18 protein-coding genes are annotated in these 23,948 nt (G+C 39.2%); 5 read left to right on the plus strand and 13 right to left on the minus strand.

Annotated features, from left to right (window positions below; genetic code table 11):
• Positions 1 to 40: 40 nt before the first annotated feature.
• The 5 genes from ligA to F985_RS18265 form a co-directional block, all read right to left on the minus strand.
• On the minus strand, positions 41 to 2,077 hold the full coding sequence (gene ligA, locus F985_RS18245) for an NAD-dependent DNA ligase LigA (protein WP_004703416.1): 2,037 nt from the start codon (positions 2,075 to 2,077) through the stop codon (positions 41 to 43).
• Positions 2,078 to 2,171: 94 nt separating this feature from the next.
• Positions 2,172 to 3,194 carry a cell division protein ZipA C-terminal FtsZ-binding domain-containing protein gene (locus tag F985_RS18250; protein WP_004703418.1) on the minus strand — a complete coding sequence of 341 codons (1,023 nt, stop codon included), beginning with the start codon at positions 3,192 to 3,194 and terminating at the stop codon, positions 2,172 to 2,174.
• A gap of 1 nt (position 3,195) precedes the next feature.
• On the minus strand, positions 3,196 to 6,645 hold the full coding sequence (gene smc, locus F985_RS18255) for a chromosome segregation protein SMC (protein WP_004703420.1): 3,450 nt from the start codon (positions 6,643 to 6,645) through the stop codon (positions 3,196 to 3,198).
• Positions 6,646 to 6,655: 10 nt separating this feature from the next.
• A complete protein-coding gene (locus tag F985_RS18260) occupies positions 6,656 to 7,351 on the minus strand; it encodes a GntR family transcriptional regulator (RefSeq protein ID WP_004703422.1) in 696 nt (231 codons plus the stop codon).
• 252 nt (positions 7,352 to 7,603) lie between these two features.
• Positions 7,604 to 8,407 (minus strand): sulfite exporter TauE/SafE family protein, encoded by an 804-nt coding sequence (locus F985_RS18265; RefSeq protein WP_004703424.1) that lies wholly within the window; start codon positions 8,405 to 8,407, stop codon positions 7,604 to 7,606.
• Positions 8,408 to 8,437: 30 nt separating this feature from the next.
• Between F985_RS18265 and F985_RS18270 the strand changes: the two genes are divergently transcribed.
• Positions 8,438 to 9,190 carry a biotin--[acetyl-CoA-carboxylase] ligase gene (locus tag F985_RS18270; protein WP_004703426.1) on the plus strand — a complete coding sequence of 251 codons (753 nt, stop codon included), beginning with the start codon at positions 8,438 to 8,440 and terminating at the stop codon, positions 9,188 to 9,190.
• Positions 9,191 to 9,204: 14 nt separating this feature from the next.
• On the plus strand, positions 9,205 to 9,939 hold the full coding sequence (locus F985_RS18275) for a pantothenate kinase (protein ID WP_004703428.1): 735 nt from the start codon (positions 9,205 to 9,207) through the stop codon (positions 9,937 to 9,939).
• A gap of 49 nt (positions 9,940 to 9,988) precedes the next feature.
• On the opposite strand, the gene ffh is transcribed toward F985_RS18275, so the two are convergent.
• Positions 9,989 to 11,401: a signal recognition particle protein gene (gene ffh, locus F985_RS18280; RefSeq protein ID WP_004703430.1), complete on the minus strand. Its 1,413-nt coding sequence runs from the start codon at positions 11,399 to 11,401 to the stop codon at positions 9,989 to 9,991.
• A 140-nt stretch (positions 11,402 to 11,541) separates the two neighbouring features.
• Here ffh and F985_RS18285 point away from each other — a divergent pair, with 140 nt between their 5' ends.
• Positions 11,542 to 12,351, plus strand: coding sequence for a cytochrome C assembly family protein (locus tag F985_RS18285; RefSeq protein WP_004703432.1), 810 nt, complete (start codon positions 11,542 to 11,544; stop codon positions 12,349 to 12,351).
• 84 nt (positions 12,352 to 12,435) lie between these two features.
• Positions 12,436 to 13,380, plus strand: coding sequence for a tRNA-dihydrouridine synthase (locus tag F985_RS18290; RefSeq protein WP_004703434.1), 945 nt, complete (start codon positions 12,436 to 12,438; stop codon positions 13,378 to 13,380).
• A 77-nt stretch (positions 13,381 to 13,457) separates the two neighbouring features.
• On the opposite strand, the gene F985_RS18295 is transcribed toward F985_RS18290, so the two are convergent.
• The 7 genes from F985_RS18295 to F985_RS18325 form a co-directional block, all read right to left on the minus strand.
• Positions 13,458 to 14,411: a DUF6160 family protein gene (locus tag F985_RS18295; protein ID WP_004703436.1), complete on the minus strand. Its 954-nt coding sequence runs from the start codon at positions 14,409 to 14,411 to the stop codon at positions 13,458 to 13,460.
• Between the two features lie 160 nt (positions 14,412 to 14,571).
• A complete protein-coding gene (locus F985_RS18300; protein ID WP_004703438.1) occupies positions 14,572 to 16,983 on the minus strand; it encodes a DUF6160 family protein in 2,412 nt (803 codons plus the stop codon).
• A gap of 32 nt (positions 16,984 to 17,015) precedes the next feature.
• Entirely contained in the window at positions 17,016 to 17,741 is a 726-nt protein-coding gene (locus tag F985_RS18305) for a DUF6160 family protein (RefSeq protein ID WP_004703439.1), read from the minus strand.
• A 15-nt stretch (positions 17,742 to 17,756) separates the two neighbouring features.
• The gene (locus tag F985_RS18310; RefSeq protein WP_004703441.1) at positions 17,757 to 19,889 is read right to left on the minus strand and encodes a hypothetical protein; all 2,133 of its coding nucleotides are present in this window, start codon (positions 19,887 to 19,889) and stop codon (positions 17,757 to 17,759) included.
• Positions 19,890 to 20,113: 224 nt separating this feature from the next.
• On the minus strand, positions 20,114 to 21,421 hold the full coding sequence (locus F985_RS18315; protein WP_004703443.1) for a hypothetical protein: 1,308 nt from the start codon (positions 21,419 to 21,421) through the stop codon (positions 20,114 to 20,116).
• Positions 21,422 to 21,720: 299 nt separating this feature from the next.
• The gene (dcd, locus tag F985_RS18320; protein WP_002120290.1) at positions 21,721 to 22,290 is read right to left on the minus strand and encodes a dCTP deaminase; all 570 of its coding nucleotides are present in this window, start codon (positions 22,288 to 22,290) and stop codon (positions 21,721 to 21,723) included.
• 115 nt (positions 22,291 to 22,405) lie between these two features.
• A complete protein-coding gene (locus tag F985_RS18325) occupies positions 22,406 to 22,999 on the minus strand; it encodes a LysE family translocator (RefSeq protein ID WP_004703445.1) in 594 nt (197 codons plus the stop codon).
• Positions 23,000 to 23,354: 355 nt separating this feature from the next.
• Between F985_RS18325 and F985_RS18330 the strand changes: the two genes are divergently transcribed.
• The gene (locus tag F985_RS18330; RefSeq protein WP_004703446.1) at positions 23,355 to 23,921 is read left to right on the plus strand and encodes a DUF2062 domain-containing protein; all 567 of its coding nucleotides are present in this window, start codon (positions 23,355 to 23,357) and stop codon (positions 23,919 to 23,921) included.
• Positions 23,922 to 23,948 lie beyond the last annotated feature (27 nt).

Consider the following 23,948-nt stretch of genomic DNA (forward strand, 5'->3'; position numbering starts at 1 on the left):
TTTGTAACTAAAATCAATGGTTCTTATTTCGCTAAGACTTTTAGCTCAAAGTCTGCCCATAACCCGCCATAAGCGATAAGAAGTCTGTTTCATTCATGACAGGAATACCTAATTTCGCTGCTTTTTCTAGTTTTGAACCAGCCTTTTCACCCGCAACCACACATTTAGTTTTACTCGATACACTACCACTTACACGTGCACCTAATGCTTGCAGCATTTGAGTCGCCTGATCACGTGTCATTTGCTCTAATGTACCTGTAAGTACCCAGCTTTCACCGTTTAATGGTTGTCGTGTTGGTGCTGTTGGTGCATCCCAATGAATACCAGCAGCAATTAAACGATCAAGTACTTCAATGTTATGCGGTGCCAAGAAGAAATCAGCAATCCATTCAGCAGTAATATCGCCTACATCTGGAGTTTTCTTTAAAGCTTCAATATTTGCAGCTTTAAGAGCCTCTAGCGTCTGGAATGTATTGGCTAACATTCTGGCAGTTGTCTCACCTACCCCACGAATACCTAAGGCATAAATAAAACGCGCTAGAGTCGTCTTCTTGCTAGCTTCAATTGCATCAATGAGGTTCTGTACAGACTTTTCACCCATTTTTTCAATGCCCAACAGCGTTTCTCTGTGTTCATGTAAATGGTAAATATCAGCAACATCTTTGAGTAAATCGAGGTGTAATAAAGACTCGACCCAACGATCTCCCAAGCCTTCAATATCCAAAGCTTTACGCGATACAAAGTGACGAATAGCCTCAATACGCTGTGCAGCACAATATAAACCACCAGAACAACGTGCAAGAGCCTCACCTTCAGGCATCACTACAGGAGATGCACATACTGGACAGTTTTCAGGTAAATGAACAATCTCTGCTTCAGCAGGACGGAACTCTGGCCAAACTTTTTCTACTTTAGGAATAACGTCACCAGTACGGTAAACACTTACCGTATCTCCAACGCGTACATCAAGACGATGAATTTCACCAATATTATGCAAAGTCACGTTAGAAACCGTCACACCACCCACAAAAACAGGGTTTAAGCGTGCTACAGGTGTTAAAGTCCCAGTACGGCCTACTTGCCAGTCAATCTGCTCAACAGTGGTCAGTGCAGCTTGTGCAGGGAATTTATAAGCAGTTGCCCAGCGTGGTTCACGACTTAAAAAACCAAGTTGTTGTTGTTGCTTTAAGTCATCAACCTTTACGACCATACCATCAATTTCAACTTGGAGGTTTGGACGCTCTTGCTGAATTTGTTCGTAGCGCTGCTGTACTTCTTGAATTGAGTTACACAAGTATTGACGCTCAGCAATTTGGAATCCAAGCTCTGTTAGCCATTGCAAACTATCATGCATGGTCGTTAAGTTATGGTTTGGCTCACACTGCGCAATACCATATGCGTAAAATGCTAAAGGCCGACTAGCAGCAATATTCGGGTCAAGCTGTCTTAAACTTCCTGCTGCTGCATTTCGAGGGTTAGCAAAGGTTTTTTCACCTTTTGCTTCTTGGTCAGCATTGAGTTTTTCAAAACCAGACTTTGGCATGAGTACTTCGCCACGAACTTCGAGCAAACGTGGAATTTCGTACTTTTCAGAGTGCAGAACTTTAGGCAAGTTACGAATAGTTTTTACATTTTGTGTAAAGTCTTCGCCCGTTTCACCATCGCCACGCGTTACACCACGAACTAGGACTCCATTTTCATACCATAGAGAAATCGCAAGACCATCAAGTTTCAACTCAACTTCGTATTGTACTTTTTGGTTTGGTAGCCGCTCTTCTACACGGCGTGCAAATGCAAATAAATCTTCTTGGTTAAATACGTTGCCCAGTGAAAGCATTGGCACCACATGCGTCACACTCTCAAATTTTGAAAGTGCTTGTCCACCTACTTTCGTTGTTGGTGAATCAGCTTGAATAAGTTCAGGATTTTGCTCTTCTAAAGCTTTTAGCTGATGAAATAAATGATCGTATTCACTGTCCGAGATTGTCGGCTGATCCATGACATAGTAGGCATGGTTATGCTTTGCAATCAGTTGAATAAGCTGACGCATCTGTTCGATCACGGAAGTTATTGCCATTATATTATTCACCATAAAAAAGGGTGGAAATTTCTCCACCCTGAGCTGCGACTAGATATGTTGCAATTATCGCAACCTATACAAAAAATTTAAACTAGGCTGTTGCCTGTGCAGGACGATAATCAATCACATGATGACGCCAGTGTTCTTTTAACTGCGGCGTAAACTCGAGGTTATTTTCATCATAAACCTTACCATCAATTTCACGAGCAATTAGGCCTGCAATACTGGTCATCATGTCAAAACCCGTAACTGCTTTACTGTTTGGAAGTGCAAGGAAAAATGCCAAGCCTTGAACTTGTTCAGCAGATAAAGTTTCCAAATCGAAACCAGCAGGACCGTTATCTGTCATACGAAGTACAGAGAACATGAGTGCACTTGGTTCATCGGTATTTTCATAACGATGGAAACAAGACATTTCACCGTAACGTAGGCCATATTTTAAAAGTACTTTCAGCGCTTTATCACCCGATAACGCACGGCGCGGATTCGGATAAACATTTAATGCAATAATTTGCTCTGCTACTGCTAATGCACTTTCGTCGTCATAACGTTGTTGCTCATGTAAATGAACATCCAAAATATTACTTTCACCTTCAAATTCAGCAATTTCAGCAGTTTCAATATTTGGATTTAAACTTAATTCTGGTTCAGTTTTTGGCTGATCTTCTGCAACTTTTTGTTCAGATGAGCTTATAGCTTCTGGAGCAGCAGAAACAGTATCAGTTAACTCAACTGAACTATTTTCACTTGCAGTTGGACTTACAGTAGTTTCTTCAGCTTTGACTTCTTCTACTGGCGTATTTGCAACGGGTGCCGGTGTCTGGTCTATTTGAACTTGTTCTACTTCTTTTGTTTCCTTTTCTTCTAGTTGTACTGGCTCGCTTAAAGTTGGTTCCACTCGTTCAGCCACATTTGCTGATGCTGCGACCGCTTCAGGCTGTTCAAGTTGGTCTCGTACATGACGAGGAATAACCGGTTGATTACTTTCAGGATTAATATGCAAATCACTGTCTAGCGAGGGTTCAGCGTGGTTCGGCTTTTTTAAAATCATTCTTAAGCCAACTAGCATGATAATAATGGCAACAACGATGCCAATAATCGTATTGATTTCCATTCTATGACTCCGAAACTAACCCGTATTCTTTTGCCTGTTCTAAATTGACAGTGACTAATTTTGATGTGCCCGGTTCAGGCATAGTAACACCCAACAAGTCAGTTGCCATGGTCATCGCCAGCTTATTATGAGTAATGTAAATGAATTGTACATGTTCAGAAAGCTCTTTTACCAAATTACAATATCTCTGTACATTCGCATCATCAAGAGGTGCATCTACTTCATCGAGTACACAAAACGGTGCCGGGTTTAACCTGAAAATAGCAAATACTAATGCTAACGCCGTTAAAGCTTTTTCTCCACCAGAAAGTAAGGCCAGAGAACTATTTTTCTTTCCAGGTGGTCTCGCCATGAGCTTAACCCCAGATTGCCAGTCATCTTCCAGACTCAGACTTGCCTCACCACCATTAAAAACCTTTGGAAATAGATTTTGCAACTCATGATTAATTTGGTCAAAAGTTGTCATAAATAGCTTACGGGTTTCTTGGTCAATGCTTTTCATCGCATCTTTTAACTGAGTTACCGTATTTTCCAAATCTTGAATTTGGTGGCTCAACTCATCAAAACGCTGAGAAACTTCTTCAAACTCTTGTGAGGCTGCCAAATTAACTGCACCGATTTTTTCAAACTGCTTTTGTACCTTTTCCAGTTTTTGCTGGTGCTCAGTTAAATCTATTTTCAAGCCCGTTTGAAGTTCGGCATTTAACTCTTTTAACTGTTCTTGATAGTGCTCACGATCAGATTTAGCCGCTTGCCATGCTAACCGTTTCGCTTCAAGTTGTTCTCTAAGTTGCTCATCTTTTTGCTGATATTGATGACGCTGGTCCGTTAGAGTTTGTTGTTTTTCCTGCACACTATTGAGTTCAAGCTGCCAGTCATTCCAAGTCTTTTGTAACTTTTCAGTCTGAGCAAACTGTTGTTGAAATTCCGACTCAAGGTTTGGTAACTCTAACTGAATAGGGTCAACAAACTTTTTCGCTTGTTCCATTTGCGCTGCAATTTGTTGATATTGACTCTGCAAGAACGAAATATCTTTTTCAAGCAACTCGATTTGTTGAGTCGTCTGCGTGCTGTTCCGACGTAAAATTTCGCGCTCTTGTTGTTGCTGTTGTAAGACTTGTTGCTGTTCTTCAAGCTTCTCTGTTAATTCTTCTACCTGAAATTGCAAAGTTTTATAGTCAGGTAAAATGGTTTCTAGCTTCATCGCAAGCGCATGCAAATCAATTTCAAGATCATCTTTTTGCATTGCATCTTCTTCAAGCTGCATGTCTAACTGAGCTAACTGATCTTTCAATTGCTGTTTTTGCAGTAAAAATGCTTGTGCCGCAGTTTGCTGTTTAGCAATTTGCACGTCTAGCTGCTGCAAGTCTTTTTGTTTTTGTTTAATAACCTGTTGTTTCTGCTGTAAGTCAGCTTGTACCTGTGCAAGTTTTTCTTTTTGCTGAACTGTAATTTGATCTAATGCTTGTAGTTCAGGTTGCTGCTTTTGAAGAACTTGTTCAATTTCATCTAGACGAATACGATGACTAAGCATACCTTGCGCACTTTGACTTTCGTCATCATACATAAGAGCAATTACCCAATCCTGCCCGACATGATAGCCATCTAAAGTCAAAACAGACTGGCCGTGTTGTAGTTGCTTTTGCTCATTTAAAGCATCAGATAAATTTTGCGCAATTGCTACATTGGAAAATATTGAAAGCTGCGGTGACGCAATCCAGTCATTTAAACAGGCCAAATTTCCTTTAAATTTGCTTGTTTGTTCTGAAGGCTTTAACTGGCGAGCAATTCCTTCCTGAAAGACTTGTTCGGTTTCAACAATATGCGCCTGCAACCATTTTGCTAAAAACTTTTCAATAATCTGCGCGTGTGGCTTACCCTGCTCCGTTAACTCTAAAGCCTGCATTAAACGTAGCGTATCTTGGTTTTGCTTTGGACTTTGTTTAGCAACAAGCTGGCTTAAGTTTTTCTGCTCAGATAATAAAACCTGTATTTCTGTTTTCAGTGTTTGCTGCTGGTTTTTATTTGCCTGATGCGCTTGTTGAGACTGTTCAATATGCTGCACATACTGCTCAATTTCAGCTTCTAGCGTTGAGATTTCACGACAAAGCTGCTGCTGTAGTTGCTCAAGCTCGCCTTGTTCATCTTCGTGTACTTGCGATTGAATCTGACTTGCCTGATGTTGCAGCGTTTCTTTTTGCTGCTCAATGCGCTGAACATTTTTGCCTAGTTGCTCAATGTGAGCAGACATTTGCATTTTTTGCTGCTGTTGTTTTTCAACTTGAGCTTTTACTTGTTCAAACTGTTGCTGTGCTTGTTTTTGCTGTGCTTGTAAACCAGCAAAGTTTTGTTCTGCTTCGGCTGCGGTATGTTCAATCGTTGTTAAAGCTTCAGTTTGTTCTTCTAGCTGATTATTCAGTGTTTCAAGCTGTAGCTCGGAAAGTTGTAAACGCTCTTTAGTCTGAGCTTTTTGCTGTTCTAATTGAACCAGTGTCGTACTATTTTGCTGAAATAAACTCTGTTTTTGTTCTAGAGTCATTTTTAGTTCAGACAGTTTCTTTTCAGCTTGCTGCCACTCTTGTTGTAGTGGTGAAGATTGCTGAATAAGTCGCTGAAATAAAGCACTGGTCGATTCTAAATCATGTTCAATTGTACTTAACTCAGAGCGAACTAACTTAAAAGTTTCACCCAGTTCATTCATTTGAACTGTATATTCTTCTTGTAGGCGTACACTTTTATCTGCCTGAAAAGACAAAATTTCAATTTTTAGGGTACGAATCTGACTTTCTAAGTTTTTATATTGAACAGCTGCTTCTGACTGGCGTTTTAGCGTTTTAAGCTGTGATTTTAACTCAAGGGCAATATCTTCTAAACGTGAAAGGTTTTGCTCAGTATGTTCAAGATGCTGTAAGGTTTCACGGCGACGCGCTTGATAACGAGAAACACCAGCTGCTTCTTCAATGAAAATACGCATTTCTTCAGGCTTAGCATCAACCAAACGGTTAATCATGCCCTGTTCAATCACAGCATAAGAACGTGGTCCCAAACCCGTTCCCAAGAAAATGTCGGTAATATCACGGCGACGACAACGTGTACCATTTAAGAAATATTCAGACTTACCTTCACGAGTCACCTGACGACGAACAGCGAGCTCGTTATACGCATTGTAAGCTCCACCCAATTTGCCGTAGGTATTGTCAAAACGCAGTTCCACACTGGCAACACCCACTGGCTTGCGCTTGGATGTTCCGGTAAAAATAACATCTTGCATGCTACCACCACGAAGTTGACGAGCGTTTGACTCACCCATCACCCAGCGGATTGCATCAATAACATTGGATTTGCCACAACCATTTGGACCAACCACTGCTGTGCGGTTCGCCTTAAAATTTAAAGTTGTACTATCTGCAAAAGATTTAAAGCCGGAAAGTTTTAAACTGCTTAAACGCATAATGCCCTAACTAACGGCGTGAGCGTCTCGCCCAAGCCAATTCAATCTGTTTCATTCGTGTCAGCGATTCCAACACAAGGTTACGTAAGTGTCGACAAAAATCTTCCATAAATAAAGCGGCTTGTTGTGATTTTCGGATCAAAATTGCATCAGTCACGAGTTTAAATAATGCAAACGCTTCTTGTAGTTCCCGCTTAGAGGTATTTAAGGTCAAAAAATAACTGCGACGTAGTGAAGGTAGTAATTCTTTATAAAATTTCATTAAGTAAGGATTACCTACCATATCTTGTTGTTCAGCGAGATATTGGAAAATGGCATCGTAGAATTTTTCGATATCGCCTGCTTTCACATGCTCAAGTAATTGTTCTTGTAAAAACTGTAATTGATCAGCTTCGTGCGCACGCCATGTTTCACTGATGCGTTGTACAATATGCCCTAATAGCATCACGTTTGTATCAAACAGTGCTTTCACTTGTTGTGCAGACATTTCTGAGACAATTGCACCGCGACGCGGAAAAATTTCAATTAAATGCGTACGTTCGAGTAATAATAATGCTTCACGAACTGATCCCCTGCTTACATCGAGCTCTTTCGCAATACGAAGCTCTTGTATGCGTTCACCTTCGACCAATTCGCCGCTAATAATCTGTTCGCTAATATATTTGACAATTTGCTCAGAAAGACTTTCTGTCTCTTCGAGATTCATAAATCACCCGCTACTTTTTATATGCATTAATCCATGCTTTTCTTTCGCATTCTTGTTTTTAACTGATCCCATCCATTAAAAACTATGTCATTGTCTGACAATTTTATTGCATTTTAAGCCAACCCACCCAAAATCCATACTTAAATCGGATAAAAAAACCTATCTTTAGGCTTTTAAAAGCTTCAAATAAAAAAGCTTAAACTTTGTGAGTCTAAGCTTTCTTTTCTATATTTTTCTGAATAAAAGCGATTTTTAATTCATAATGCCTTTATAAATAAAGTAACTTCCAACCACCACGAGCAAACAAGCAAAGCATTTTTTTAGCATTTGTGGCGATAAAGCATGCGCAACCTTAGCACCAAGTTTAGCCGTCACAAAACTCATGACACTAATACCAATAAATGCATAGATGTGCACATAACCAATCGTGTTAGGTACAGAAATGTGCTCTTTAGCACCAAACCACATAAAGCCAATTGCACCCGCTACAGCAATAGGTAAACCACAAGCGGCAGAAGTCGCGACTGCTTTTTGCATGACTACGCCATGACGGTTTAAATACGGAACAGTTAAGCTACCGCCCCCAATACCAAAAATTGCAGAGGCAATACCAATGCCACCACCTGCCATAAATTGCATAGGTGTTGAAGGAAGTTGGCGTGATGGATCAACAACCACATTTGCGCCTTTAAACATACGATAGGCCATTACAACAGCAAAAACACCAATAAGAAGCTGTAAATGCTGACCAGATAAGAGGTCGGCAATACCCGCCCCTAAGAATGAACCAATCACTAGCCCAGGTGCCAAATTACGAAAAACAGGCCAAAGTACTGCACCTTTTTTATGATGGGCAGAAACTGAACTAAATGACGTCACAATAATGGTGGCAAGCGATGTTCCGACTGCAATATGCATGATTACCGCAGGGTCATAGTGCAACTGGGTAAAAACGACATAGAGGATTGGTACAATAATTAGTCCACCACCAACCCCAAACAATCCGGCAGTAAAACCAGCAATTGCGCCAATGAGTAAATATATGATTAACTCCATAAATGTTTTACCACTCTGCTCATATTCAACATGGATTTAGAGACTCGCCAACTACAACAACTTTTAAGCGCAAAAAACCAGCTTCCAGAAGTGGTTTTATTAAAAGCAACCACAACTTCGACCAATGATGATATTCGTGAAATTGCCCAAAAAGGCATTACAACAGGCTTGGTTTGCAGTGCTCAACAAACTCAAGGGCGAGGTCAACATCAACGGCAGTGGATTTCACCTGAAGGAAACATTTATTTAAGCACATTGGTGCAAACTCGAACACCCTTAGATGGTCGCTTAGCACTTGAAGTTGCTTTAAATATTTTGCAAATCCCGCATTTACAAGCTTTAAGCTTACAAGTGAAATGGCCAAATGATTTGTATAGTGCGCATGGGAAATGGGGTGGAATTTTGGTCGAACCACTTTCCCAACATCAGGCTATTGTTGGCGTAGGGATTAATTTAAAAACACCAACAGTGACTGATAGTGACCAGCCAATCACCTCTTTAGAAGATTTAGGTCTAGAGCAAATGAGTCGGCTTGAACTCATTTCAGAGCTTTATATTGCAATTCAAAATGCAGCTCGCTGGTTTGATCATGGTTGCTACAACTTGGCAGGACGTTTTAACCATCATGCAGCTTGGTTAAATCAGTTAGTTCAGTTTGAACATAGTCAAGGACTGATACATGGCCGTTTTGTTGGAATTTCTAATGAAGGTGCGGTAATTCTTGAAACTCCAGAACCACAGCAGTTTTATCAAGGTCGTTTAAGACCACAATCAACTCAGTAATCAGGTATTTCCCCATGAAAAGTTTATGGCTTGATATCGGAAACACCCGTTTAAAATACTGGATTACTGAAAACCAGCAAATTATTGAACATGCAGCCGAGCTACATTTGCAGTCTCCTGCCGATTTATTACTTGGGTTAATTCAACACTTTAAACATCAAGGTCTACATCGCATTGGCATTTCTTCGGTACTCGATACTGAGAACAACCAACGTATTCAGCAGATTTTAAAATGGCTTGAAACTCCAGTGGTTTTTGCCAAAGTTCACTCAGAATATGCAGGCCTACAATGTGGCTATGAAGTTCCTAGTCAGCTCGGGATTGACCGCTGGTTACAAGTACTTGCTGTTGCAGAGGAACAAGAAAACTATTGCATTATTGGATGTGGAACAGCGCTTACGATTGATTTAACGCAGGGCAAACAACATTTAGGTGGTTACATCCTCCCTAATTTATATTTGCAGCGCGATGCACTCATTCAAAATACCAAAGGTATTAAAATTCCAGATTCAGCTTTTGATAATCTGAACCCGGGCAATAACACTGTAGATGCAGTACACCACGGTATTTTATTAGGTCTGATTAGTACCATCGAAAATATTATGCAGCAATCTCCTAAAAAGCTGCTGCTGACTGGTGGTGATGCCTCTCTTTTTGCTAAATTTCTACAGAAGTACCAACCTACTGTTGAAACAGATCTTTTACTTAAAGGGTTACAACAATATATTGCTCATTACCCTAAAGACTAAAACACAGAACAAAATAAAAGGCGCTCTAGGCGCCTTTTATTTTATGAATTTATTTCTTTTGGTCGTTGTTACCAAACAGTGGTCCCATTCCGCCACCGCCGCCGCCAAATTGCTTTTGCATATTGCCTAAAGAACGCATCATTTTGCTCATACCAGATGGATTCGCAAATTTCTTCATCATTTTAGCCATTTGCGCTTGTTGCTTAATGAGTTTATTCACTTCCGCAACATCCATACCACAACCTGCTGCAATACGTTTTTTACGACTTGGGTTCATCAGGTCAGGATTACGGCGCTCTTTAACAGTCATTGACTGGATAATAGCTTCCATCTTTTTGACTTGCTTTTCAGGGTTCGCTTGCTCAATTGCTTGCTGAATTCCTGCACCGCTCATGCCAGGCAACTTGTCTAAGAAGCCCATCATGCCGCCCATTTTTTTCATTTGCTCAAATTGCATTAGCATATCTTCAAAGTTGAAGCTTCCGCCTTTTTGCAATTTTTTCGCCATCTTTTCGGCTTTTTCTTTGTCGATTTTACGTTCAACTTCTTCGACTAAAGAAAGTACGTCACCCATACCTAAAATACGTTGAGCAACACGGTCCGGATGGAATGGCTCTAAGGCATCAAGCTTTTCGCCCATACCCAAGAACTTGATTGGCTTACCAGTAATCGCACGTACAGAAAGTGCCGCACCACCACGCGCATCACCATCAGTTTTAGTAAGAATCACACCTGTAAGTGCCAAAGCATCGTTAAATGCTTTAGCAGTATTTGCAGCATCCTGACCTGTCATGGCATCAACCACGAACAGAGTTTCAGTCGGCTTAACTGCTGCATGTAATTCTTTAATTTCGTCCATCATGTCTTCATCGACATGTAAACGACCTGCTGTATCGACAATCAACACATCAGCAAACTGAATTTTTGCCTGTTCAATTGCACGATTAACGATATCAATTGGCTTTTCAGAAGGATCTGAAGGAATAAAACCTGCACCGACTTCTGCTGACACAGTTTCTAACTGTTTGATTGCTGCTGGACGGTAAACGTCGGCAGAAACCGTCATTACTTTTTTCTTTTGGCGCTCTTTTAAAAATCGTGCCAATTTGGCAGCAGTTGTCGTTTTACCTGCACCTTGTAAACCGGCAAGTAATACAACAACTGGAGGTTTCGCACTTAAATCTAGTGTTTCATTCGCCTCACCCATCATCTTGGTGAGTTCGTCATAAACAATTTTTACAAATGCCTGGCCTGGAGATAACTGAGTCATCACTTCTTGGCCCAATGCCTCTTCCTTAACTTTCGCGATAAATTCACGAGTTACAGGTAACGCGACATCGGCTTCAAGAAGAGCCATACGTACTTCACGTAAGGTATCTTTAATATTGTCTTCGGTCAGCTGCCCTGAGCCAGTAACATTTCTTAAACTCTGTGTGAGTCGTTCTGTTAAGGTATCAAACATTGCAAAATCCGCTTAAAATGGCTAGTTGCAAAAAAATCTTTCTCGAAATAGAAAATTTATGCATAGAATGCTATAGGATACTTTAGTTCGCAGCGAATTTATATCTTATCTAGATGAATTAATCCTGAAAAAGGTTTGACATGATTAGCCTCCCCTTGGTTTACACAATTTTGGCACTCATCGCATATACCACTTCTTTCTGGTATCTGTTCATACGTTTAATGTCAAAACGTGAACCAAATCCATGGTTATTTGCTTTTGTTACAACCTTGGCACTGCTATTACACGGTACAGTTTTATGTAATGCCATGCTGACACCATTAGGAATTAACTATGATGTTTTTAATTTAGTATCCTTTACATCATGGCTTATGTTGTTGTTAAGTTTAATTTTTAGTACTTTTCGTCCAATTGTACCTTTAAACTTACTCGGTATTCCTGTAGCAGCGATTGGACTTATTTTAGGTTTTGGCTTTAGTAAACCTGATCAATTTATTGAACAGCATTCGTTAGGCCTAGATACGCATATTATTCTTTCACTTTCCGCCTATGCAGTTTTACTCATGGCAACCATACATGCGATCTTGATATGGTTCCAAAATCGTGAACTCAAAAAGAAACAAAAAAAACGCTTTTGGGTCAATTTACTCCCGCCTATTCAGGCCATGGAATCCTTGTTATTTGACTTAATTATTACTGGTTTTATTTTACTCACAATCGCTCTCGCATTTGGCTTTTTAACTGTTGATAGTTTCTTTGCTCAGCATCTCGCTCATAAAACCGTATTTAGTATTATTTCATGGATTATTTATGGCTCATTACTGATTGGCCATTACAAACTTGGATGGCGAGGACAAAAAGCAATTCGCTTTACGCTAATTGGCTTTGCACTTTTAGCAATTGGTTTTATTGGCAGTAAATTTGTACTTGAAATGATATTAGGCCGATAAAACAATTAAAATTTCAGCACTACTAGACAGCGTTATACATATCCCGTATAACGCTGTTTTTGTTTTAATCAGGTGGCACAGACTGTGAAACTCATACTCGCTCCAATGGAAGGTTTAACTGACCCGATCATGCGGGATACGCTCACATCTGTTGGTGATTTCGACTGGTGTGTAACCGAGTTTATTCGTGTTACAGACAGCATTTTGCCTGACCATATCTATTATAGTTTTTGCCCTGAGTTAAAAAATGACGGTAAAACAGCAACAGGTACACCTGTTCATGTGCAGTTCTTAGGAAACAATCCAGATATGCTGGCAGCAAATGCAGCAAAAGTGGTTGAACTAGGTGCTCCTGCGATCGATCTTAATTTTGGTTGTCCTGCCAAAACCGTAAATCGACACCGAGGTGGTTCCGTACTTCTTGATGAACCAGACGTGGTACATATGCTGATTAAAGCTGTCCGTGATGCTGTACCTGCACATATTCCTGTTTCAGCAAAAATGCGTTTAGGTTATCTCGATGAAAACCACACCATGGAAAATGCGCATGCGGTTGAAGATGCCGGCGCAAGCTGGTTAACAGTACATGCGCGAACTAAAGCAGATGGCTATACACCACCAGCTTATTGGGAAAAAATTCTACCAATTAAAGAAGCTTTAAAAATTAATGTCATTGCTAACGGCGAAATCTGGAACAATGCAGATGCAAAGGCCTGCCAACAGCAATCTGGTTGTGAAGATTTAATGATTGGTCGCGGTGCTGTAACGACTCCTGATTTAACACAATGCATTCGTAAAAATATGGATGAGGCTTTATTTAGTTGGGAGCAACTGGTTGACTTACAAATCCGTTTTTTAAATGGTCAGGCAAAAACAGAAATTGGGATGGTTGGTCGTTATAAACAATGGTTAGGCATGATGACCAAAGCCTACCCTCAAGCCAAAGAACTGTGGGACCAAGTTAAACGAATTAAAGCTTTAGATGAAATTGTTCAACAGTTAGAACGAACCAGCTCATCACATAGCTAATTACTTTAAATTTATAAAAGAGGGTGACTGTTGATATAGCCACCCTCTTTTGGTATTTCAAGTTAAGTAATTATTTTTTAAAAACCGCTTACTTTCATTTTAAAGTCAGTCACTGAAGCGCCTGCAACTCCAAAACTCCCCATAGACCCGTTAGGTAAATTATTAAAAGTTGTCGTACTTTGTGTTGCTAAATTTCCTAAAGTGACATTGTTAAGCGATGCATCAAATTTACTAGATGCACCTGTATTACCAAAAGTTAATCCTGTTGGATCGACCCCAGCATAAAACCCATCAAGAAGAAAACCTGTAGCTGCATTTGTTCCTGCAAATTTAAATCCAAATGAAGCACCTGTAGTATCGGACACTAACGTAATTGGACAACCCACAGCGGCAGAACAAATAGATTGAAGTGCTCCACCAAATTTAACCATCACAGACTGAGCAGCATGCCCCAACTGAATGTTTAAACGAGGTTTATTGGCTTGTACAAAGTTAATATCAAGATTACCTGTAGAGCGAACAAGCTCCTTTACTCCTGTATTTACCGTGGTTCCCGAACTAAAAATGGATTTTGGCGCATAACTACTCACCGCATAATCAGCAGGGCTTGATACTGAAGTGTTAGGTGCCAAATAAACTGAAAACGGTGTAAGTCGAATCCCATTTACATCACTCCCCATCGTGACAGCTAAATTTACAAAAGGCTTACCCGCACCTGCATCGGTATCAATAGCAATATTGAAAGAAGGATTGGTCGATACAGCTGCTTTAATAAACTCTATGCTTGGAACAGGATTCGTAGAGTTCCCTGCAATGACAAGACCAGTTTTACTGTTGTAAGACGTAGAGGCGATGCCATTGGTATCAATCAATGCAACCTGATTAAATTTAACTTTATCAGCCTGAATGCCTAGCGTTAAACCATTTTGACCTGTCGCCGCTGAAAGACTTTGGTCATCTAAAGGCTGCATCGCAAAAACACTTGAACTACCGGTAAGTAATAACCAGCACACTATATTTTTATTTTTCATGTCGCTCTAATCCTTAAGAGACAAACGTTTATTATTTGTTCAGATTATCAGAATAATAGATGGGTACAAAACAATTATCGATATAACCCGACGAATGCAAATCCAATCACATTCAAAATAAATTTTTATAAAAAGTGGCGATATCGCCACTTTATTCTAGTTAGTTAAAAGCACCATTTCTCGGTACGATGCTAAAGTTACTATTTAAACGCCCACCCGTAATAGCAAGCTCACCTAAACGTGCGCCTGCACCTGTTGAAGGTGGATAGAAATTAATATCTTTAACACGTAAAGCACCGTCAATACTTTTATCAGGGTTAAAGTAGACTGCGGTATTTACCCCCACTTTACCTAAACCACTTGCTGTATCTTTGCCCACCACTAAAGCAGTATTAAACGCTAGCTTTCCGGTAATATTATCAAAACCAATTGCCGAACCATCAATTGGGTCACTAATTTGAACTGTATTTCCAGTTGCTGTGGCTGGCATTGTGAAATCACCGAGTACAGTTAAAGCACTACCATCAGCGATTGAACTGTTAGGTACTATCGATAAATTTAAATCACCGCCTAAGCGTAATTTTAGACCAAATAAAACGTCATTATTTCTGGCAAAGTTATCAATGGGTGAGGTACAAGATCCTGTTGCCGGACAAGTTTTATATTTAGCGCCTGGTAAATAGCCCGCTGCAATTTCAGTTGATAAAGCAATGAGCATCTCTCTTAAACTAATATTGAGACTGCCATTTTCTAAACCAATACTGCCATTACCTTTTAAGAACATATCGATATTACGTAAGCCCATGTAATAGTCGGTAGGGTTGCCTGCATTATTAGCATTTGGAGAACCATCAATTAATAAAATTGAAGTTGTTTTTGTACCGCCTGTATCTCGACCTGTTGTTCCAACAGCGACACCAAATCCTAAACGCGAAGTTGTTCCAGAAGTACCTACAACATTTTGAATGGGTTTACCGTTCGCATCTTTTGTATAGTAAAAAGCGCTATTTGCAGGCGCATCTAAACCGTAAACTGCAGCATTGGCATTTAAATTATAAAAAGGTAAAGCCAAGCCCCATTGGTTACTTAAACCATTATCTGCAAATTGATTGGCAGCAGCAACATTCGCGCTTGTGGTAAAACGTCCTCGTCTTGAAAATGCTTGAAACTCGGCTCCACGCATTGCAAGAATCAAACTAAATGGATTAGTCACCGTATCGCGGTGAATATTATGTTGATAATCGGCGGCGGTTGTTAAAGTACCCGCCCCTAAACGAATACTGTTTAAAGTCGCATTATTTGGCATTAATAATGTTTTTGTATCAGCAAGATTTAAATAAATATTTCCGCTATCAAAATAACCGCGCGTAGCTGAATTAAGACCTGTTAAATTGCCAAACTCGAAACCGTAAGCATTTAAACCTGCCCCACCAATTTCTAAAGTCGTGGCTTTACCATCTGAACCCAGCATTGAATCATTATCTTTAGTAAATTCACCTTTCATTCGGAAGGCAATTACAGTATTACCCAAAATACTATTACTTGAACTCGTACCCGAAGCAGTATTTGCAGTACCTAAAGTTGTAGTGTCTGAAGAACCATCCATACCACGGACTTGTAAATAACTATTTACCATACGTCCACTGGCACCTAGCCGAATTAAACCTTTTGAATTTTGCGGTGTATTGGTCGCATCTAGTCCATAAGGATTAGTTTTATCAACATTAGAGCTAAGCATTACTTCAATGTTAAGACCCGAATTAGTCGCTTTACCATTGCTATCTACATAAGTACCAGCTGTTAAGCCCGAAGCTGAGTCTGCTACCCGATTAAAGTCTACATAACCATAAGTCGTACTTGGTGTTTGCCCAACAGCAGCTACATTTGATCCAGTATTCGTTTGTAAAACAATGCCCCTAACGGGATCGATGAACATGACACCTTTACCAACAAAATTAAAGTTAAAATTCTTTAATATCAGTTGATTGAGCTGACTGCGTGCATCTAACTGGCCTAAATAAATATTTGCGTTGTTTATTCCTAATGTCATATTTGACTGGCTATTTGGACTAAATAGACCATCTTGAGTAGTCAGTGCTAAATTTAAAGAAGAAGTTGTTTGTATAGCCAACTGCCCTAGCGTAGGTGAGCATGTAGCAGAGCTATTACAAACTTTAACGCTATTTACTGTAATGAGGGATGGGCTACTTTGCATAGAAAAATCAATGCCAGCTTTACCTGTAGCTGTATTACTTCCCACATCTAAACGGTAGTTTGTTCCTAAGGTTTGGGTGGACGCATTACTTTTTTGTATTTTTACGCCACTGGCTTGCGCTCTTAAAACCTGATCAGCACTTGTTGGTGTGCCCGCATGGTCATCCCAATAAGCATTATCAATATTAATTTCATTAAAAGTCGTTTGAATCGAGATTCCATCTTGACCGTTTACCGCACTCAAATCAGCATCTGTTAAAGCTTCTAAAGCAAACACTTGCCCACTCACTAACAACATGCTGGTTGCTAATGTATTTAAAATAAACTTTGAGCTGTGATTTTCTTTATTTTTGTTCATCACTTCAGTTCCTTTGAAATCTACATTAAGCGTTAACAACGGGGATGGCTACCATCACAGCTAAACACCATGACTTTTCCTTGAATTGCCAAATTTCCGTTCATCATTAAGCCCATAAAGCCTGTTTCACGTCCATAGTCATAGGCTGAAGGTGTAGCCGTTGCAACTTGCTGATTTGCACTATTTGCAGTTGCCGCATACGTTGGTTTTTTGAAATATGCATAATCATACATATTGGTACTTGAGCCTTGGGTCATGGTTGAGCTTGTAAAGTTATCTTGCTCAATAGATAACGCGTTAAAACCAAAGTTACGGATTAAAATCGGCTGTGCTGCACTAAAACTAAGTTGAATCGCAGGTTTTATAATTTCGGTATTGGTTTTATCAAGATACTTTAAATCGGCACCATCCAAACCCATTTTTTGAATATTTAAAGTTCCTTGTACGCCTTTAAACACCAACCAAAGTTTATTACCACTATCACTATTTTCGGCCCAACCACTTGGTTTAGTCGCATCCGCTTGCACAAAACGCTTATTAATTGCTAATCCAATATGGCAGAACTCAACATTTTCACAAACACCACCGCTACCATTATCAAATATACCGTTACTGGTTTGGTTTAAATTGAGCATTAAAGACAAATCAGCACCAGCTTGGCCATTAATCGCCTGTAAAGCATCATTATCCAAGGTTTGTAACTCTGCATGAGTCGCAGTTGCACACAGAGTAAGGAGTAAAGCAGTTATTTTTTTCATAGCACTATCCTCCTCTTATAGACCTTTTGTGGTGAGTTTTAAATGTTGAATGAGTAAGCCATCTACCACAGCAGAACCTAAATTGTTCAGAGGAGTAATGTTGTTTAATGCAGGGGCCTGATTCGCAGTTGGAATTACATAGCCAGTCGTACCATTACTACTTCCAATTAAATCGTTGACTACAGCATTTCGTGAAGTCAACCAAGGAATAGATGCATTACTCCAGTCGCGGTTTGAAACCGTTCCGTAGATTGGAGTTGAACCTGATGTACTCGTACATCCTAATGCACCAGAACATTTCGCCGCATCAGCTGGTTTAGCAGTTGGATTTGTAATAACCCAAGTACCTGTACCTTGGTTATATTCCCACTGATATAAATAACCAGCTGTTTTATAACCACAATTTGTATTAAACAAACCACAACTATAGGTTTGATTCCATGTTTGAGTATTCTGTTGTCTTTGTTTGAAACGGACTTCTGTCATGGTTGCAGAGGTCGTTCCAGACACAGAGTTAGTCAATGACACTAGACTACCAGCAGAAGTTCCAGAAACCTGTGTACCTGTTGAAATTAAGCGACCAAATGAAACTCCTATTGCACCTTCACTTGTATCTGCTAATAAGGTTTTCCCATTATCAGGACTGTAAACTGTCCCAATTGCGATACTACTGTGCGTAGGGCTAGCACAAGAATAAACATTACAAGTAGAGCCTTTATATGTAGTATCAGCGCCAGTGTAATCGGTGTAGATCTGTTTATATATTTCCGGCTTATTCGCAATTCGTGCGATTTCTATACTAAAGTTTTTACCGTCAGAACCTAAAATAAGAGGTTGATATAAATTACCTAAGACCAAGTTAATATTTGGATTGTATAAATATAAACCTTCAGTGTCTGCAAACTTTGGTGCTATAGCACCACTAGAGTCTAATGCTGGTGTATATAAATTATTGGATGCGTTTGGTGAATCTGAGGTTTCACGGGTGCTAAATCGTAAGACTTTACTAGTATCATTAAAAGCGCTTCGAGTTTTACTTGAGGTTTTTGTATCTGTTCTGGTGCGGTTTTCTACATAGTAGCGACAGCCACGTGATGTGCTAAAGCTTCCTGTACTACTATTACCACAATCTCCACTGCTACTTGTACTTAAGGTTGAATTTGCACCAGCATGTACTGTTTGCCAACCATTATTCGCGCTCGTTGCATAAGTTTGGGTTTGACTCGTAACATTTTCAGTCACAATGCTTGTATTCTTACTATCGCCTGTATTTAAGCGTACTAAGCCAGACATTCCCAAAGTATTATTATAAAAAGGACTCATTCCACCCGCAGTAGTTGCTCCCCCTAGCGTTTGGAACATACTAATCTGGCTACCATTTAGACTAAAACCATTTAGAATACCTTGTAACCGTAAACGGTTCGCACGACTTGTATCAATGCTGGTACCAATTAATCCATTACTATCGCCATATTGAAATTGTGCTAAAGAACCATTTGTAGTTGCCACAATATTAGGGTTTCTTACAAATGCATCAGCCCATAAACCTAATTTTAAATTATATGCATCTGCTCCTGCTGCACCATCAATTGTAGGCTGGTATAGAGGAGCCTCTAAAGATAAATAGGTAACAGGATAACCACCACTATCTGTAGTGCTAAAGTTAGGAATATTATTCGCAGTTTTTACTTTAAATACCCACGGGTTCGCACCTGTTCCCCAACTTGAAATCGCAGCTGCTGTTGCAGTGTTGGCAATACGCGAGTTTGCATCACCATCTGACTTAGAAAGAGCTAAGCCATAAAGAAAGATATCTGCTTTTCCAACTGCCTTATCTTCAGGTCCAACAGAGCCATTACCACTGGTATCAGCAGCTGCCACACTCAAAGGCCCAACAGGTACATAGTTAATGTAGCCGGTATCTTTACTACGGTCGGTAATAATTTGATTTACAGATTCATTGGGGCCAGTACCACGGAATACCATAAATGCATTTTGGGGTAATATTGCAATACCCTCACCCGTAGTTTCACTTAAACCAGCATCAGAAAGTTCTTCAAGAGCAAAACTTGATTGACTTAAACAAAGTCCAATTAAACTTGCTAAAACGGTTTTTTGAAAACTGACCGTATAATTAAGTGTAGTCATCGTGACCTTCCTGTTTTATACGATGCCGTGCACCATATTTCTTTTTCTTTAACAGTCCTTGATGTGAGATGAAATTATTTCCTTTTTCATCTCTCAGAGGCAAACTTCAAAATTGCCAACCTTTCCACATTTCCATTATGCTGAATATTTGGTCAAATGCAAAATGAAATGAGAAAAAATACATTTTTCCGATGAATGAAAAATAACAAGTGGCATTGCCGCTATTAACAGAATTTTAAAGAACCATAACAGTTAGAAGAAAAACTCTGTTTTTGTAACACTACATTAGTTAAAGCCATCGAAGCTGGTGTTTTACCAGTCAAATCAACCGTTCCAACAGGAAGATTTCCTGCAATTAAACAATTAGCCGCTAAAATTCCACATTCTACCGCATGACCTGAGCTATTTAAATAAGAACTCACTTGTCCTAAGGCATCAACGATGGTAGAAAGGGCAATATCCACGCTTCCTGTTGGTGTAATTTGACCAATATCAATTGGGTTTGTAAGCTCTAGCCACCACCCTGTTTGGGCAGTCGATGCAGCCTCTGGCCACAATATATTCACACCTTGTACAGATAAATAACCAGCAGAACCATTTAGTTGCGCCGCATGGAAATAACCCAAACTTTGTTTGATCGCTACGTTAACATCTAGATTATCCACAGAACCAGTTACATTTCCTGAAATAGGAAGTGGTACACCTAATACAGAAGCGGTTGCATCTAAAGTTCCTGTAATAGCCAAACCTCCAACGCGTGCAGTCGCATTTAGATTAGCTGTATTTATACGTTTACCAGTAATGATTTGCTGCCCCATCGACAACGTACCAGTACCTACACCTAAATTTAAATTATAACCAGTAGAAGTAAATGGAACCGTTACCCCTTGTCCTAAAACAGTTGCTCGACCAGTAATTGCAGTATTTGTTTCATCTTGAGTAATACCGTAGTAAGGATTTGTGGTTACTGTTCCCCCTGTTGGTTTCGTCACCAAGTATCCACTCAATGAATTAATACCACTCGCCGCATCACCATTTTGTAAACCAAAAGTGAGCAAACCAGAAAGAGATTTAGCACTTAGTCGGAAACCCTGTATTTCACGTGTAGAAGCTGAATTTGGGTTTTTAACCGCGAACTCTAAAAATGGATTAGTAATAACAGCAGATGACGCAGCTCGCTCTGCACTAGTACTATCGACAGTACCACCACTTAAGCTCAAGTAATCAATATCGATATCGCATGCCCCTGCTCCATTAACACCACCACAACCTAATTGTAATTTTTTAATGTTGGCATTCAGTTCTAATTGAGCATCTAGAGCAAGTCGATAGAATCCCATGTTTCCGTTAGTACTTGAATTACTTGCAGCATCGGTAGGCGCAATATAAGACATACTCATCAAGGCTTGGCCACGAGTAGCTGACAACTCAGCATCTGACATTGGAACTAAGGTAGAACCAGCATAAGCAGAAGAAAAGCATAAACTTCCAAGTGCTAGAATAGCTACATGAAGGGACTTAAACTGTCGCATGACCGACCTCCGTATCCTTGGGGGCATAATCTAATCTGATTTCTTTTTATTTGGCTTCTCTTGCTTTAACCTTAAATTAAATACATAAAGAAAACGCCGATATTTACGATCTAGTTTCTTTTAATTTGTGTGATACAACTCAAAGAAACAAATCAATTATTGATCATTTTATATCATTTTTTACAAAAGAAAACGTTCATTTATTAATATTCCGATGAACGCCAGTTTCTTTACTTTTCAACAAAAATAGGCCACTTAAAGTGACCCATTTTTAGAATTTAATCTAAATTAAAAACAACTTAGGTTTTAGGAAGTGTCACACCAGTTTGACCTTGGTACTTACCACCACGGTCTTTATAAGATGTTTCACAAACTTCATCACTTTCAAAAAACAACATTTGCGCTACACCTTCACCAGCATAAATACGTGCAGGTAAATTCGTAGTATTTGAAAACTCTAAAGTAACGTGACCTTCCCATTCTGGTTCTAAAGGTGTCACATTGACAATAATACCGCAGCGTGCATAAGTCGATTTACCAAGACATACAGTCAAAACATTACGCGGAATACGGAAATATTCAATTGTACGTGCTAAAGCAAATGAGTTTGGCGGAATAATACAAACATCAGATTCAATGTCGATAAAACTTTTATCATCAAAATTTTTCGGATCAACAATTGCAGAATGTACGTTAGTGAAAACTTTAAATTCGCGGGCACAGCGCACGTCATAACCATAGCTAGAGACCCCGTAAGAAATCAATTTTTCGCCATTCTTATCAAAACGGACTTGATTCTCTGCATAAGGTTCAATCATGCCGTGTTTTTCGCTCATTTCGCGAATCCAACGATCAGACTTAATAGCCATGTATTTTCTATCCAAAAGGTAATTTCATTGATTGCGACGTACTTTAACGTAAAAATGCAATTATGAAAACAATGCTTGAGCTACTCTTCTCGATAAGAATAGCTCAGTAAAACTTTTAAAGGTTTAATAAAGCAGAATAGCTAATCGGAATTGAGAAACTCACTAAGATCAGCGAGGCTGTTTTTTGTAAATTCGATTGATTTAACCACCGTACCTTATTGCCTGCCAAAATTGAACCCAAGAAAATCCAGAACAATGCAATCGGTGTAATTAACGCTAAATAAGCCAGCATATGAATGAGATAAATATGAAAATCAGTCCATGCGGTAACAGGGAAAATCGCTGAAGCAAAAAGTAATGCTTTAGGGTTGAGTAAAGTTGCACAGAACAATTCACGCGGGCGAATAGTTGGCTGATCTAACTCAAATTGCTGATTGGCTGTATGCCATAATTTAATAGCTAAGAAAATGATGTAACAAGCACTTAGCAATTTAAGCATAGGAGGTAAGAAAGGAAGCGTTGCGGATACCTTCCCAATTAACATTCCCCAAGCTGAAATAGAAATTACATATCCAAGAACTTCTGCCGGAATTAATTTCGCAGACTTCTTAAGACCTACTTGTACTCCTGACGATGCGAGTAAAGTATTGGTTGGGCCTGGGGTAAGTAAAATTGTGGCAACTAAGCCAATAAATAGCCATGAAATCATTGAATGACCTCACAATGTAGTCATTTCAGATTAATAGATATTTTTTGCCAAGGCAAAATCTAATTGTAAGACAATTTTTTAAAAAGTTAACATTCAATATTTTAAAATTAATATTAAACAATAAGATAGGTAATTTTTAAAAATTTTAATCTAAAAAACTTAGCAGTCAGTTGTTGAACTTTGCGTACCAAATTGTATTAAGTAATATAAGTATTTTTATTTAAAATCTATTTTTACCTAGAAAAGATCTATAATGAATTATTACTGCAGTAAGTTTAATTTTTAAGCTTTCAATAAGTTTCAATTAATATATTGTTTTTTTGTGTTTATATGAGTCTCTAGACTCTACTATCCTATGATTATGGCAAAGCAATTTTTTCAGTCTTGGCTTCCTTCTCCAGAGAAAGTTTCAAATATGAAATTTTTAAGGATTTTTGGGAAAAAAACCCTTAATCCTGTGCTTTGGTATGTCAACCGTAAATCAATTACAAGAGCCGTTTTTGTAGGAACATTTTTCGGTTTACTGCCTATTCCATTTCATAGCGTCTTTATTGTGATGGCAGTATTGCTATTTGAAGTGAATTTGCCTATTAGTCTAATGCTTGCTTGGCTCAGTAATCCTCTCACCTTAGTTCCCATTTTATATACTGGATTCTGGTTTGGTTCGCACATTTATCATGTACATATGATCAATAAAAAGATGCTTTTAGGTGTACTGCATCAAATTTCTAGGTGGATTACTCACTTTGGTCATGGGCATATAGATTTCAGTCTCGCCAAAATTTTAATGTCAGGGCTTGTAGTTGAAGCATTTGTATTTGCAATCATACTTTATATAGTGACTGAAGTTTTTTGGCGTTGGATGGTCATTCGAAATTGGAAAAGTCGAGCTGGTTATAAGAAACAAGAAGATGCCCTTTAAGAACTCATCTTCTTGCATAGAGTTAAA

It is taken from the genome of Acinetobacter seifertii, from assembly GCF_000368065.1.
Classification (GTDB): Bacteria; Pseudomonadota; Gammaproteobacteria; order Pseudomonadales; family Moraxellaceae; genus Acinetobacter; species Acinetobacter seifertii.

Coding starts and splice junctions, on each gene's coding strand:
- F985_RS18260 (WP_004703422.1), bottom strand. CDS start 7,351: ATGAATCTCGAAGAGACAGAAAGTCTTTCTGAGCAAATTGTCAAATAT.
- F985_RS18270 (WP_004703426.1), top strand. CDS start 8,438: ATGGATTTAGAGACTCGCCAACTACAACAACTTTTAAGCGCAAAAAAC.
- F985_RS18250 (WP_004703418.1), bottom strand. CDS start 3,194: ATGGAAATCAATACGATTATTGGCATCGTTGTTGCCATTATTATCATG.
- F985_RS18325 (WP_004703445.1), bottom strand. CDS start 22,999: ATGATTTCATGGCTATTTATTGGCTTAGTTGCCACAATTTTACTTACC.
- F985_RS18330 (WP_004703446.1), top strand. CDS start 23,355: ATGATTATGGCAAAGCAATTTTTTCAGTCTTGGCTTCCTTCTCCAGAG.
- ligA (WP_004703416.1), bottom strand. CDS start 2,077: ATGGCAATAACTTCCGTGATCGAACAGATGCGTCAGCTTATTCAACTG.
- dcd (WP_002120290.1), bottom strand. CDS start 22,290: ATGGCTATTAAGTCTGATCGTTGGATTCGCGAAATGAGCGAAAAACAC.
- F985_RS18305 (WP_004703439.1), bottom strand. CDS start 17,741: ATGAAAAAAATAACTGCTTTACTCCTTACTCTGTGTGCAACTGCGACT.
- F985_RS18265 (WP_004703424.1), bottom strand. CDS start 8,407: ATGGAGTTAATCATATATTTACTCATTGGCGCAATTGCTGGTTTTACT.
- F985_RS18300 (WP_004703438.1), bottom strand. CDS start 16,983: ATGAACAAAAATAAAGAAAATCACAGCTCAAAGTTTATTTTAAATACA.
- F985_RS18285 (WP_004703432.1), top strand. CDS start 11,542: ATGATTAGCCTCCCCTTGGTTTACACAATTTTGGCACTCATCGCATAT.
- smc (WP_004703420.1), bottom strand. CDS start 6,645: ATGCGTTTAAGCAGTTTAAAACTTTCCGGCTTTAAATCTTTTGCAGAT.
- F985_RS18310 (WP_004703441.1), bottom strand. CDS start 19,889: ATGACTACACTTAATTATACGGTCAGTTTTCAAAAAACCGTTTTAGCA.
- F985_RS18275 (WP_004703428.1), top strand. CDS start 9,205: ATGAAAAGTTTATGGCTTGATATCGGAAACACCCGTTTAAAATACTGG.
- F985_RS18315 (WP_004703443.1), bottom strand. CDS start 21,421: ATGCGACAGTTTAAGTCCCTTCATGTAGCTATTCTAGCACTTGGAAGT.
- ffh (WP_004703430.1), bottom strand. CDS start 11,401: ATGTTTGATACCTTAACAGAACGACTCACACAGAGTTTAAGAAATGTT.
- F985_RS18295 (WP_004703436.1), bottom strand. CDS start 14,411: ATGAAAAATAAAAATATAGTGTGCTGGTTATTACTTACCGGTAGTTCA.